This is a genomic window from Sphingobium fontiphilum (assembly GCF_014196635.1).
Taxonomy (GTDB): Bacteria; Pseudomonadota; Alphaproteobacteria; order Sphingomonadales; family Sphingomonadaceae; genus Sphingobium; species Sphingobium fontiphilum.
This window is the reverse complement of record NZ_JACIEB010000003.1, coordinates 142494-156427: the sequence shown is the minus strand read 5'-3', so window position 1 is coordinate 156427 and position 13934 is coordinate 142494. Positions and strand designations below refer to the sequence as shown.

Sequence of the window (13934 nt, the reverse complement as noted above, 5' to 3'; positions counted from 1 at the left end):
GGGCGCATGCCTCGCAAGGGACGGGGAGTCCATCATCCCGATAAAATGGCGCGCTCGCCGGGGGCGTGGACGCAGGAACAAAGACGGCGCCACGGGCAGGCCGCACGCGCTCCCATATCGCCACCATATGGCGGGGCTGGTTTTTAAGTCATTGTTTACGCGGCTTCAAACCGCCGCTGCGGGAGCCTTCCCGCCCGGCCTGGCGGGTGGCGGAAGGATGGTCTGTTCGGGCGCGTTCTTTGGGCGTCGCCCCGCTGAAGCATCGGCCCGCAAGAGGCTCCAACCAATAGAGAAGGGACCGGGATCGTCCGCCGATCCCGGTCCCTTTATCGCATCAAAAACGCTTACTTCATCGTCGGGATGACAAAGCTCTGGTCGATGACCGCGCCGCCGGTCGGCCAGCGCTGGGTGATCTTCTTGGTGCGGGTATAGAAGCGCACGCCATCCATCCCGTACTGGTCGAGGTCGCCGAAGCCCGAGCGCTTCCAGCCGCCGAAGCTGTGATAGGCGACCGGCACCGGGATCGGCACGTTGATGCCGACCATGCCGACCTCCACCTGTGCGGCGAACTTGCGGGCGGCGTCGCCGTTGCGGGTGAACAGCGCCACGCCGTTGCCATATTGATGGTTGGTCGGATAGCTCAACGCCTCCTCCAGCGTTTCGGCGCGCAGGATCTGGAGCACCGGGCCGAAAATCTCGTCCTGGTAGCTCTTCATGGTCGGGGTGACATGGTCGATCAGGGTCGGGGCGAGGTAGAAGCCCTCCTCATAGCCCTGGAGCGAGAAGCCGCGACCGTCCACGACCAGCTCGGCGCCCTCGTCCACCGCCATCTGGATATAGCCTTCGACCCGCGCCTTGTGCTGGCCGGTGACGACCGGGCCATATTGGGCGTCGGGATCGGTCGGGATGCCGGGACGCAGCGTCTCGATCGCGGCGACCAGTTTGGTGCGCATCGCTTCCGCCGTCGCCTGGCCCACCGGCACGATCACCGGCAGCGCCATGCAGCGCTCGCCCGCCGAGCCATAGGCCGCGCCGACGATGTCGGCGACCGTCTGGTCCAGGTCCGCGTCGGGCAGGATGATGCCGTGATTCTTCGCGCCGCCCATGCACTGGGCGCGCTTGCCGTTGGCGGCGGCGCGCTGATAGACATAGTTGGCGATGTCGGAGGAGCCGACGAAGCTGACCGCTTTGATGACGGGATGATCCAGGATCGCGTCGACGATTTCCTTGTCGCCATGCACGACGTTCAGGATGCCCGCCGGCAGGCCCGCTTCCAGCGCCAGTTCGGCGAGGCGGACGGGAACCGAGGGATCGCGCTCGGATGGCTTGAGGATGAAGGCGTTGCCGCAGGCGATGGCGACCGCGCTCATCCACAGCGGGATCATTGCGGGGAAATTGAAGGGCGTGATGCCGGCGACGATGCCGAGCGGCTGGCGCATCGAATAGACGTCGATGCCGGGGCCGGCCCCTTCGGTATATTCGCCCTTGAGCAGATGCGGGATGCCGCAGGCGAATTCCACGACTTCAAGTCCGCGCTGGATGTCGCCCTTGGAATCGGCGATCACCTTGCCATGCTCTCTGGAGAGCATGAGCGCCAGCTCGTCCATATTCGCTTCGATCAGTTCCTTGAACTTGAACATCACGCGGGCGCGGCGCTGCGGGTTGGTGGCGGCCCAGGCGGGCTGTGCTTCGAGCGCGCTGTCGATCGCGGTCTGGAGATGCGCGGGCGTCGCCAGCTCCACCTGCGCCTGGACCTGGCCGGTCGAGGGATCGAGCACATCGGAAAGGCGCGCGCCAGCGAGCGGGGCGGACTTGCCATGAATGAAATGGGTAATGACGGTCATGATCTTTGATCCTCTCCAAACGATCGGGACGCGCCGCCTATAGACAAGGCAGCTTGGCAGCGATAGGCGTAGGGTGACACATTGGTTGTGCGGTTTTGCCTATGCTGAGTTCTGACGAGCTGCGCCTGTTCCTGGCTGTCATGCGCGAAGGCAATATGCTGGCGGCGGCGCGGCGCGTCGGCGTGGACCATAGCACCATTGCGCGGCGCATCACCAGCCTGGAGGCGACGCTGGGCGCGCGCCTGTTCGACCGTTCCCCGCGCGGCGTCACGCCCACCCGGGCCGCCTTTGCCCTTGTCGGCCATGCCGAGCGGATCGAGAGCGAATTGCTGGCGGCGGCGGGCAGCGTGGCGGGCCGCGACCGGGAGATTGAGGGCACGGTGCGTCTGGCCACGCCCGAAGCCTGCGCCAGCCATTTGGTCGCACCCCATGTCGCGATGTTGCGGGCGCGCCATCCGCGCCTGACGCTGGAGCTGGCGTCGGAAAGCCGGGCAGCCAGCCTTTCCAAAAGGGAGGCGGATATCGCAGTGATGCTGAAACCGCCGCCCAAGGGGCGACTGGTGACGCGCAAGCTTGCCGATTATCGCCTGGGCCTCTACGCCTCCAGGGATTATCTGGACCGCCACGGCGCGCCGGCGGCGCGCACGGACCTGAACCGGCACGACTTCGTGTCCTATATCGAGGAACTGGCCGGATTTCCCGAGATGATCGCCCTCGACCAGATATTGCCGGGCGCCCGGATCGGCTTCCGATCGAGTTCCAGCGCGGCGCAACATGCCGCCGTGGCGTCGGGCATGGGCATTGGCGTGCTGCACGTTTTCGCGGCGCAGGACGACGACCGACTCACCCGGATCCTGCCGGACGAGATAGAGGTATGGCGCAGCTACTGGCTGGTCATGCACGCCGATCTCCAGCGCCTGCCACGCGTCCGCGCAACGGTGGAGTTCATGGACGAAGTGGTGCGGGCGATACGCGAGCGGCTGTAAAGCGGAGAGAAGCGCAGGCAGGATGGCAAAGCCGCGGTCGCGACATCATGCGCACCGGACGAACCCGACGGGGCAGCGCGGATGACGGACGCCACCCCTTCCGCCCGGCCCTTCCGCCCTGCGCCCGGCATGGCGGCGCGCATCGCCCGCTCCTGACTCGGCCTGGTGACGCCGCGCTGTTGCCGGGCCTCTCAATCTACGGCCCCGGCTGGCAAGCGTCGATTGCCGAGCGGGTGAAGGCCGACCATCTGCCCTCTAGCATTTACTCCGCCGCGATGCCCGCCGCCTTGAACATGTCCGGCCCTTCCTCGTCGGCGTTGGCGGCGGCGCCGTTTTTCAGCGACTTCCGCCGGTCAAACGCTTCCCACACATCATTCCACTGGCCCCGCGTCGCGCCCTTTGAATATTCTGTCGCGCGGGTTTCGAAGAAGTTGGCGTGCTCCACGCCGTTGAGCAGCGGGGTCAGCCAGGGCAGGGGGTGTTCGTCAATCATGTAGATGGGCTTCAAACCCAGTTGCCCCAGCCGCCAGTCGGCGATGTAGCGGACATATTTCTTGATGTCCTTGGGCGTCATGCCGGGCACCGGGCCCATTTCGAAGACCAGATCGACAAACGCATCCTCGATCCGCACCGTTTTCTGGCACATATCCATGATGTCGTCCTTGACCGCCGGGGTCAGGCACTGACGTTCGGCGCAGAAGGCGTGGAACAGCTTGATGATGCCTTCGCAATGGAGGGTTTCATCGCGGATCGACCAGGTGACGATCTGGCCCATGCCCTTCATCTTGTTGAAGCGCGGGAAGTTCATCAGCATCGCGAAGCTGGCGAAAAGCTGCAAGCCTTCGGTAAAGCCGCCGAACATGGCCAGCGTCTTGGCGATATCCTCGTCCGTATCGACGCCGAACTGCGCCAGATAGTCGTGTTTGTCCTTCATCTCCTTATACTGCATGAAGGCGCTATATTCGGTTTCCGGCATCCCGATCGTGTCGAGCAGATGGGAATAGGCGGCGATATGCACCGTTTCCATGTTGCTGAACGCGGTCAGCATCATCTTGACCTCGGTCGGCTTGAACACGCGGCCATATTTTTCGTGGTAGCAATCCTGCACCTCCACGTCGGCCTGGGTGAAGAAGCGGAAGATTTGCGTGAGCAGGTTGCGCTCATGGTCGGACAGCTTCTGCGCCCAGTCGCGGCAATCCTCGCCCAGCGGCACTTCTTCGGGCAGCCAGTGGAGCTGCTGCTGGCGCTTCCAATATTCATAGGCCCAGGGATATTCGAACGGCTTGTAGACCTTGGAGGCTTGAAGAAGGGGCATGGTGGACCTCAGTTGAATTTGATTATCGTAATGCCCTCAACAGGGCCAAAAAATCCGAAAGTCATTGAAACAGCAAACAGCAGGAAAATCGGCGCGAAGATCATCTGAATTTTACCGATCCATTGAATGTGTCGGATCGATAATTCTCCGCCCTGAATTGGCTGTCCGAACAGCGAGCGTCCCACAAAGGGGTTTTTCCTCATTCGTGAAAAGCGCACGCCATTCAAAAATACGCCAATCGCAATCAGAGCCGTAATCGACAGAAAGACCCAACCGTCCGTCAACGCCATTCTCCTACTCGGTCAAAGTACCACTTTGACCGAAACTATTGGCAGGCCAGGCACTCGTCATAGTCGGTGGTCTCGCCGATCTGGAATTTGGGCGCGTCGATCGTGTTGTCGGCTTCCACGCCGCCCGCGAAGCCCGCGCGCTGCACGCTCTTTGACCGCAGATAATAGAGCGACTTGATGCCCAGTTCCCAGGCGCGGAAATGGAGCATGAGGAGATCCCATTTTTCCACGTCGGCCGGGATGAAGAGGTTCAATGACTGGGCCTGGTCGATATAGGGCGTGCGGTCGGCGGCCAGTTCGAGCAGCCAGCGCTGGTCGATTTCGAAGCTGGTCTTGAACGTGTCCTTTTCTTCCGCCGTCAGGAAATCGAGATGCTGGACGCTGCCGCCCCGCTCCAGAATGCTGTTCCACACATTGGTCGAATCCTTCGACTTTTCGCGCAGCAGCTTTTCGAGATAGGGGTTCTTGACCACGAAGCTGCCCGACAGCGTCTTGTGGGTGTAGATATTGGCCGGGATCGGCTCGATGCAGGCCGAGGTGCCGCCGCAGATGATGCTGATCGACGCGGTCGGCGCGATCGCCATCTTGCAGGAAAAACGCTCCATCACGCCCATGTCGGCGGCGTCGGGGCAGGGGCCGCGCTCCTGCGCCAGCAGCATCGACGCCTCGTTCACCTTGGCGTTGATATGCTTGAAGATGCGCAGGTTCCAAGATTTCGCCATCGCGCCTTCGAACGGCAGCCCGCGCGCTTGCAGGAAGCTGTGGAAACCCATGACGCCAAGGCCCACGGAGCGTTCGCGGCTGGCCGAATATTTGGCCCGGGCCATTTCGTCGGGCGCGCGGTCGATATAATCCTGCAGGACATTGTCGAGGAAGCGCATGACATCCTCGACGAAGCGGCCGTCCTTGCTCCATTCGTCCCAGGTTTCGAGATTGAGGCTGGAGAGGCAGCACACCGCCGTGCGGTCCTGACCCAGATGGTCGGTGCCGGTCGGCAGGGTGATTTCCGAACAGAGGTTGGAGGTCGACACCTTCAGACCCAGTTCGCGATGATGCCTGGGCATCGTCCGGTTCACGGTGTCGTTGAAGACGATATAGGGTTCGCCGGTGGCGAGGCGCACCTCGACCAGCTTCTGGAACAGCGCGCGGGCGTTGACCGATCCGCGCACCGACCCGTCCTTGGGGCTGCGCAGCGCGAATTCGGCGCCGTCGCGCACCGCCTCCATGAACTCGTCGGTCAGCAACACGCCATGATGCAGGTTCAGCGCCTTGCGGTTGAAATCGCCGCTGGTCTTGCGGATTTCAAGGAACTCCTCGATCTCCGGGTGCGACACGTCGAGATAGCAGGCGGCCGAACCGCGGCGCAGCGAACCCTGGCTGATCGCGAGGGTCAGCGAATCCATCACCCGCACGAAGGGAATGATGCCGCTGGTCTTGCCGTTGAGGCCGACCGGTTCGCCGATGCCGCGCACATTGCCCCAATAGGTGCCGATGCCGCCCCCGCGCGAGGCGAGCCAGACATTCTCGTTCCAAGTGTTGACGATGCCTTCCAGGCTGTCGTCGACGCTGTTGAGATAGCAGGAAATGGGCAGGCCCCGGCCCGTGCCGCCGTTCGACAGCACCGGGGTGGCGGGCATGAACCACAGGCGGCTGATATAGTCATAGACGCGCTGGGCATGGTCGGCATCGTCGGCATAGGCGGCGGCGACGCGGGCGAACAGATCCTGATAGGATTCGCCGGGCAGCAGATAGCGGTCCTTGAGCGTATCCTTGCCGAATTCGGTCAGCAGCGCGTCGCGCGACGCATCGGTCGTCACCGGAAAGCGGCGTTCCAATATGGTGGACGATGAAAGCGGCGTCGCCTTTGCGGGGGCGCTCTTCTGCTCCATGTCCGTCCGTTCTTCGATCATCGTGGCCATGTCGTTGTCACCTGATTCCCGGCCGTCCCTAAAGTCCATGCCTACGCCCCTGTTTGTTCTTCATTCGTTCGATTCAGTCAAGCGATGGAAAGCCAAGCCTCCACCCTATCAAAACCGCTCCGTCGCGCCTATCGGTTTGCGGCCAAAGGGGTGAATCGCGGGGACAAAAAGCCCCCAGCGCCGAAAAAGGCCGGCACTTGTGATTACAATCCCTTGGGTATCCCCCGATACGCGAATACCATGGATAGTGCCACAGCGTTGGCGAGGCGCAAGAGGGTAAATGACAGATTAGGGACTCGCCGACCCTTGCCGACGGGTGCAGGCGCATGCGTGCGGCGCAGCGACGCGTGGACATTGGCCGCACCCGGAAAAGGCAAGTGAACAAACCGGAATCGCAAAAATATTTTTTGCCCCTGGATGGCGTTTCGTCTCCCTCGCCGATCCGCCGCCGCCATTGGCCGCCAGCCGTTCGCGCGGATGAAATTGCCGCTTCCCCCGTGCCGCGCCCGCGCCTAACAGGGAGGGACGATGTGGCAGCTTTACCAATTTCCCCTTTGTCCCTTTTCCCGCAAAGTCCGGCTTTTGCTAGGCGAAAAGGGGGTTGGTTACGACCTGGTGCGCGAATCCCCCTGGATGATGCGCGACGAGTTTCTGGATCTGAACCCGGCGGGCACGACCCCGGTGATGGTCGATCGCGACAAGGGCGCCGTGCTGATCGACAGCCAGGCGATCTGTGAATATTTCGAGGAAACGGTCGAGAAATTTCCGCTGATTTCCGGCACGGCGGCGGGCCGGGCGGAGGTGCGGCGGCTGACCGCATTTTTCGACCAGAATTTCTATGGCGATGTGGTCGGACCGCTGCTCCACGAACGCATGAAGAAACGCCTGATCGAACGCACCTCGCCCGACGCGCGCATCCTGCGCGAGGCGATGAAGCGCGCCAATGTCCATATGGACTATATGGACTATCTGCTCGACCATCGCAGCTGGATGGCGGGGGGCACGCTCAGCCTGGCTGACATCGCCGCCGCCGCCCATCTGTCGGTCGCTGATTATCTGGGCGGTATCGACTGGACCGGGCATGATCCGGTCAAACGCTGGTATGCCGGGTTCAAATCGCGGCCGTCCTTTCGCCCGCTGCTTTCCGACCGGATGGAAGTGATCGTCCCGCCCGCCCATTATGAAAAGCCCGATTTCTGATCGGGCCTTTTCGTTACATGAACAGATATTCGGCCAGCGCCTGCGCCGCGCCATCGGCGTCTTCGCGCACCGCCTGACGGATTTCGATGGCGGGCAGGGGCATCGCCAGCTTCAGCCGCGCTATGCCCTGCATCCGCCCGAAATCGCGCGCCAGCGGACCAAAGGCGGCGAACCAGCCCCGGCCTTCGCGCGCCGCGACCATGATGTCGTAAAGATTGTCGGTTTCCAGCGTTGGCGGACCCAGGTCGAGCCGCGCCTTGTCCAGCGCCTGATCAGTCACCGCACGCAGGCCGTTGCCCGGCTCCATGGCCAGCCGGGGCACGCCCGCCAGATCGCCGGCGCTCACCATGTCCGCGCGGGCGAGCGGATGCGCGTCGCCCAGATACAGGGCGATCTGTTCGGACCAGACATAGCGCGACGGGAACGCCGTCGGTTCGCCCAGCGCATGGAAATAGATGATGTCGGTCTCGCCGCGCGCCAGCATGTGCTGCGCCTCGCCCGCCGAACGGGCATGCAGGTCCAGCGTGATCGCGATGTCGGGATTGGCTTCCTCAAACGCGGTCAGCGCATCCTGAAAATGGCTGAACAGCGGTGCGGGCGCGGTGATGGTGATCGTTATGCGGTCCGATTCCGATGCCTGTGCCGGCGCCGAATCGGGCCCTGGCTGCGCTGCGGGGGCGACGACGGGCGGCGATTGCGCAACGACTGAGGGCGCGGGCGGCGGATCGTCGGCCTGCCATTGCGCCTCGCTCTGGTCGCTCAGCAGCGCCATGGCGCGCACCGTCTTGCGCCCCGCGTCGGTCAGCCGCGCCGCGCCACCCGCCGTTTCGAAAAGGGGAAAGCCCAGCCGCCGCTCCAGCGTCGCCATGTCGCGCCTGATCGCGTCGATCGAAACCCCCAGCGCGTCGGCGCACTCGGCCATGCTGCCCGACGCCACAAGCTGCGCAAAAATATCCAACTGGCGCAGCGAGGGAGAGGTCATGGCGGCAAGCTTAAAGGAAAAGCCGCTCAGGGGTAAGAGTCTGTTTAGACGGCCTGGTCGAAGCGATCAGCCATTTTCTTCGCCGATCTGGCGGCGGCACCCCATCATCAGGTGGCATCCCATATCCGTCGGCGACGGAGCGGCGGGCTTGTCGCGTTCCCATGGCGGCGTCCATCCCGGCGGCAGCGACCCGCAGGCGTAGCGCGACCCGCTGGCCTGCGCCGGGGCGGGCGCCAACAGCACATGGAGGCAGGCGAGAGCGCCGATTAACGCCGCGACGGATGGCCGGGCCTGCGCCCTTTCCGCTTCAAACCGCATGGCTGAACCGGCTTTCGCTGGGCAGCAGATAGGCGTCGAAACAGGCGGCGATGGAGCGGGCATAGGGCAGGGCGTCCGGCGTCAGGCGCAATAGCGACCCGTCGCGCACCGCCAGCCCCATGGCTTCGTAACCGGCAAGCTGTGGCGCGGGATCGATCCCCGCCATGTCGGCCCGGCCATGGCACAGCAGATCCTCGATGATCCGCCCGCGCGTCCGGTCGTCGGCTGTCCGGCGCACGCCGCGCGCCGCGGGCAGCTCGCCCCGCGCCAGCCGGTCGCGATAGGGCCCGGCCTGTTTTTCGTTCTGGATGAGGAGGTCGGGGAAAGCGCTGATCGCGCTGGCGCCCAGGCCGATCAGAACCGGCGCGTCATCTTCGGTAAAGCCCTGAAAATTGCGGTGCAGCCGCCCGGTGCGCGCGGCCAGCGCCATGGCGTCGCGCGGCAGCGCGAAATGGTCGAAGCCGATCGCCTGATAACCCGCCTCCACCAGCATCCGGTATCCGGTCGCGGCCATGGCGAACCGCGTGTCCACATCGGGCAGCGCGGACGCATCGATGCGCCGCTGGCGCGGCAACAGGCGCGGCATATGGGCATAGCCGAACAGGGCGATGCGCGCCGGGGCCAGGCGGATCGTCGTGCGGATGGTTTCTTCCAGATCCTCGATCGACTGGCCGGGCAGGCCGTACATCAGGTCGAACCCGGTGCGGATGCCCGCACGGTCCAGCGCCTCCATCGCGGTCTCGACCATCTCGACCGGCTGGATGCGGCCGATATGGGCCTGCACATGCGGGGCGAAGGTCTGCACGCCCAGGTTGACGCGCGTGACCCCCACCGATGCCATCGCGCCGATCCACTGACGGTCAAGGCGCCGCGGGTCCAGCTCGACCGAGATCGCGGCCTCCCCTGCGTCGAAACAGCGCAGCAACTGATTGAGAATACGAATGAAGTCGATCAGCGGCAGGGAGTTGGGGCTGCCGCCGCCAAAGGCGATCCGCCCCACCCGACCGCGTCCGCCCAGCCGTTCGGCGACCATCGCGATTTCCTGTTCCAGCGCCTCGACATAGGCCGACAGCCGGTGGGCGCGCGTGGCCGCCCCGGTGTTGCAACCGCAATACCAGCATATGTCGTGACAATAGGGAATGTGGACATAGAGCGACAGGCCGGCCCCCTGCTTCACCCCATCGAGCGCGGCGGCCATGTCGGCCGCCCCCACATCGTCGCTGAACTGCGCTGCGGTCGGGTAGCTGGTGTAGCGCGGCACCGGCGCGGTCAGCAGATCGGGATGATAGGTCCACATGATCGCAGTGATGCCCGGTCGCGGGGCGATGGGCATTGAGGCATGTCAAATGCGGGGTTGAGCGGGATCAATGTTGGCATGGGCGTTTGCGCGCAGAAGGGCGGGGTCAAAACGAACAAAGCGATTCAGGAAGGAAATATGCGATGACGTTCAAGACTCTCTTGCTCGGCGCCGCCGCCTTTGGCGCGATGGTCGCCGCCCCGGCCCAGGCCGCACAGGGCGACGTCCTCATCCGTCTGCGCGGCATCATGGTCGCCCCCAATGAAAAGAGCGGCAGCGTTCTGCCTGCTTTCCCCGGTGAAAAGGTGGCGATCGACAATGCCGTCGCGCCCGAAATCGACTTCACCTATTTCGCGACCAACAATATCGCGTTCGAACTGATCGCCGCGACGACCAAGCACAGCGCCAGCGGCGTGACCGGCACGACCAAGACGGTGGGCAAGCTCGCCTCCACCTGGGTGCTGCCGCCGACGCTGACAGCGCAATATCACTTCATGCCCGACGCCAAGGTCCGCCCCTATGTCGGCGCGGGCGTCAACTACACGCTTTTCTATTCCGAAGACGCGTCGAAGGGCCTGGAAACCGCCGTCGGCAAGACCAAGGTGAACATGAAGAGCAGCTTTGGCTGGGCCGCGCAGGCGGGCGTCGACATCGACCTCAATGAGAAGATTTTCCTGAACATCGACGTCAAATATATCGACATCGACACGACCGCCCGCCTCGCCACCACGGCGGCCGGCGTGCAGAAGGTGAAGGTGGACCTCGATCCGCTCGTCTTCGGCATCGGCCTGGGCATGCGCTTCTGACCAACGGGTCATGCCGGGGGGCATGGGGAGGGAGCCGGTGACGAACCGGCCCCCTCAATGTCGTTTTCAGCCTTCTTCGCAGGTGCGTTGTTCCGGACGGGAAACGGACTCCCCGGCTGCGTCGCTGATCAATTGGACCGATATTTCAGAGCGGGAATGCGTTTGCGATTGCGCCAGAAAGGCGCTGAAATGCCTCCGTTATACTGGCGCTAACGCCGAAATTGCGCCATTTTTACGACAGATTCGTGTCGTCCGGCAATTGCGTAAGGCGTAATCGGATTTCGACGGGGCGGCGCGCCATGGGCGTCGCAAATTATGCTGCGCCGCCGTAATGCAAGTGACATGCAAACGACCTAGCGGACCCCCCAGACACTGTTCAAGGGGGGCATCATGCTTATACCGACTCGCATTCTGGGAAATTTGCTGTTGGGCGCCGCAGCCAGCGGCTTCACCTTGGCCCCGGCCTTTGCACAGGTCTCGGCCGCGGCAGGCGATGCTGCGCCTGCTGATGCCGATGATAGCGGCGACATCGTCGTGACCGGCTCGATCCTCGCTTCGCAGAATGCATCCGTCAGCGCCAAGCGCCTGGCCGACAATTTCGCCGACATCGCCTCGGCCGACGCCGCCGCCCGTTTCCCCGACCAGAACGCGGCCGCAGCATTGTCGCGCCTGCCCGCTGTTGCGGTGCAGCGCGATCAGGGCCAGGAACGCTATATCCAGGTGCGTGGCGCGCCCAATCGCTGGACTTCGGTCAGCATCGACGGCATTCCGATGATCGGCGTTGATGAAGGCGGCGACACCCGCGCCTTCCGGTTCGACGCCATTCCGGCGGTGCTGCTGTCGGAACTGGTGATCAACAAGTCGCTGACCTCCAATCTTCAGGCCGATGCGGTCGTCGCCACCATCGACCTCAAGACCTATTCGCCGATGCAGAAGCCCGGATTCCATATGTCGGGCGACCTGGGCTATGGCCTGATGGAGTTGGGCGGCGGGGAGCAGCGCCAGGGTTCGTTGCGCCTGTCCTGGTCGAACGACACGGTCGGCTTCGTGCTCGGCGGCTCGCACTATCGGCGCAAGCAGTTGACCGACAATCGCGAAGTGGGCGTCTATGACGCGTCCGGCCCGACCGAGTTCGATATTCGCCAATATCGGATCGAACGCTGGAACAACGGCCTGTTCGGCGGCGTCGAATATGAACCCGAGGCGGGCCAGCGCTTTTACGCCAAGGCGATCTTCTCCGAATTCAACGACAATGAGCAGCGCAACCAGTATGAATTGCGCCTCGACCGGGCGACAGGCGGCGTTCGCGGACTGGAGTCTGGCGAACTCACCGGCGTGCCGTTGCGCGGCAGCTTCAATTTCGGTGAATATCGCAACCGCAACTATATCGGCCTGATCGGCGGCGACTATGCGTTTGACGATGGCCTGACCGCTTCGGTCAAGCTCAACTACACCCGCACCGAAAACACCAGCTACCTGCCTCTTGTCCAGTCGTCCACGGGCAGCAGCAACGCGCTTTCGTTCAGCTATGATCGCAGCGATCCGAACTTCCCGATCGTCTCGCTGACCAGCGGCGGCTTCAACCAGGCCAGCCTGTCGGCGCCGGGCGCCTATATGATCGCCGCGCGCCAGGCGACGATATCCGACAGCTATACCGCCAAGCTCGACCTGACCAAGGAAATGGGCAATGTGACTTTGTCGGCCGGCGGCCTCTATGCCGACCGAGACATCAGGGGCAGTAATTTTGCGACCGCCAACATCGTTTTTCTGGGCGCCCTGGGTGCGGCGGTGGGCCAGCCTTTCGACGTCAACAGCTATGTCACGGACAAGCCGTGGGACACCGGCTTTCCGCTGGGCCTGACCTTGAACTATGTCGACAATGTCGCCATGCGCAAGGATGTCGACCGTCTGCTGGTCGCGCTCCAGGCCAAGGGGCTCTACAATCCCGACGCCGATATTCCCGTCACAGACCGCTATGATCAGAATGAAAAGACGCTGGCCGGTTATGTCATGGCCAAGGTGGAGAGTGGCGCCCTGACGGCCATTGGCGGTGTGCGCGTCGAACATTATGTGCTCGATAACAAGGGTTCGGTTTTGTCCGGCGGCGTCTACACGCCGCTTCTCGTGAACAGCGGCAAGACCGATTTCTTCCCCAGCCTGAACGTCAAATATGACGTGACCGACAATCTGGTGGTGCGCGTCGCGGGCCAGCGCAGCGTGTCGCGCCCCGCCTATGGCGCGATCCGTGTCGGCGCCTCCATCGACGACACCGCCTCGCCCGGCACCATCGGCGGCGGCAACCCGCTGCTCAAACCCGAATATACCTGGGGCGCGGACGCCAGCATCGAATATTATCTGCCGGGCAACGGCCTGATCTCTGTCGCGGGCTTCTATCGTGCCGTCGACAATGTGCTGTATCAAAGCCGGCAGGTGGTAGGCTCGGACATCTATAATTTCGGTGGTGTGGACCGTTCGGCCTATCTGCTCAGCGGCACGTTCAACGGCGATAGCGGCAAGCTCTACGGTGTCGAGTTCAACATCCTCAAGCAGTTCGACTTTCTGCCCGGCGCGCTGGACGGCTTCGGGTTTCAGGGCAACCTGACCCTGCTCGACGGGGATTTCGATACGCCCACGCAAAAGGGCATTGCCTTCCAGGGCATGTCGGACACCATCGCCAACGCCTCCTTCTTCTATGAGAAATATGGCATTTCGGCGCGGGTCAGCTATCAGTGGCGCTCCGACTGGCTGGATACGCTGGGTGGCCTTGGCAGCGGCGAATATCGCAAGGGCTATGAAAATCTGGACGTTTCGCTGCGTTATGCGCTGACCGACAATTTCACCCTGTTTGCCGACCTCGCCAATCTGACGGACGAAAAATATATCGCCTATCAGGGCAGCGCCGCCACGCCGACCGAGGTGGAGCAGATCGGAGCCCGCTATCTGTTTGGCGCGCGCTTCAGTTTCTGACCGGAGAAAA

The 13934-nt window shown here is 63.3% G+C and carries 11 protein-coding genes; 4 read left to right on the top strand and 7 right to left on the bottom strand.

Annotated elements, in window-relative coordinates; translation table 11 throughout:
- Positions 1-344: 344 nt before the first annotated feature.
- Positions 345-1844: a CoA-acylating methylmalonate-semialdehyde dehydrogenase gene (locus tag GGR44_RS07775; RefSeq protein WP_183955018.1), complete on the bottom strand. Its 1500-nt coding sequence runs from the start codon at positions 1842-1844 to the stop codon at positions 345-347.
- A gap of 101 nt (positions 1845-1945) precedes the next feature.
- Between GGR44_RS07775 and GGR44_RS07770 the strand changes: the two genes are divergently transcribed.
- Complete coding sequence (locus GGR44_RS07770) at positions 1946-2830, top strand: LysR family transcriptional regulator (protein WP_183955017.1); 885 nt, start codon at positions 1946-1948, stop codon at positions 2828-2830.
- 262 nt (positions 2831-3092) lie between these two features.
- Here the strand turns inward: GGR44_RS07770 and GGR44_RS07765 are convergent, their stop codons facing one another.
- The 3 genes from GGR44_RS07765 to GGR44_RS07755 are packed head-to-tail and all read right to left on the bottom strand — an operon-like array spanning position 3093 to position 6354.
- A complete protein-coding gene (locus GGR44_RS07765; protein WP_183955016.1) occupies positions 3093-4145 on the bottom strand; it encodes a ribonucleotide-diphosphate reductase subunit beta in 1053 nt (350 codons plus the stop codon).
- Between the two features lie 8 nt (positions 4146-4153).
- Complete coding sequence (locus GGR44_RS07760; protein WP_183955015.1) at positions 4154-4435, bottom strand: hypothetical protein; 282 nt, start codon at positions 4433-4435, stop codon at positions 4154-4156.
- A gap of 35 nt (positions 4436-4470) precedes the next feature.
- A complete protein-coding gene (locus GGR44_RS07755) occupies positions 4471-6354 on the bottom strand; it encodes a ribonucleoside-diphosphate reductase subunit alpha (RefSeq protein ID WP_183955014.1) in 1884 nt (627 codons plus the stop codon).
- 528 nt (positions 6355-6882) lie between these two features.
- Between GGR44_RS07755 and GGR44_RS07750 the strand changes: the two genes are divergently transcribed.
- A complete protein-coding gene (locus GGR44_RS07750) occupies positions 6883-7554 on the top strand; it encodes a glutathione S-transferase family protein (RefSeq protein ID WP_183955013.1) in 672 nt (223 codons plus the stop codon).
- Positions 7555-7567: 13 nt separating this feature from the next.
- On the opposite strand, the gene GGR44_RS07745 is transcribed toward GGR44_RS07750, so the two are convergent.
- The 3 genes from GGR44_RS07745 to hemN form a co-directional block, all read right to left on the bottom strand.
- The gene (locus GGR44_RS07745) at positions 7568-8536 is read right to left on the bottom strand and encodes a LysR family transcriptional regulator (protein ID WP_183955012.1); all 969 of its coding nucleotides are present in this window, start codon (positions 8534-8536) and stop codon (positions 7568-7570) included.
- Positions 8537-8602: 66 nt separating this feature from the next.
- Positions 8603-8854: a hypothetical protein gene (locus GGR44_RS07740; RefSeq protein WP_221214332.1), complete on the bottom strand. Its 252-nt coding sequence runs from the start codon at positions 8852-8854 to the stop codon at positions 8603-8605.
- On the bottom strand, positions 8844-10151 hold the full coding sequence (gene hemN, locus GGR44_RS07735; protein ID WP_183955260.1) for an oxygen-independent coproporphyrinogen III oxidase: 1308 nt from the start codon (positions 10149-10151) through the stop codon (positions 8844-8846). Before hemN ends, GGR44_RS07740 begins: the two co-directional genes overlap by 11 nt.
- Positions 10152-10294: 143 nt before the next feature.
- Between hemN and GGR44_RS07730 the strand changes: the two genes are divergently transcribed.
- Both GGR44_RS07730 and GGR44_RS07725 read left to right on the top strand, forming a co-directional pair.
- Positions 10295-10957 carry an OmpW/AlkL family protein gene (locus GGR44_RS07730; protein WP_183955011.1) on the top strand — a complete coding sequence of 221 codons (663 nt, stop codon included), beginning with the start codon at positions 10295-10297 and terminating at the stop codon, positions 10955-10957.
- A gap of 390 nt (positions 10958-11347) precedes the next feature.
- Positions 11348-13924 (top strand): TonB-dependent receptor, encoded by a 2577-nt coding sequence (locus tag GGR44_RS07725; RefSeq protein WP_183955010.1) that lies wholly within the window; start codon positions 11348-11350, stop codon positions 13922-13924.
- Positions 13925-13934: the final 10 nt, after the last annotated feature.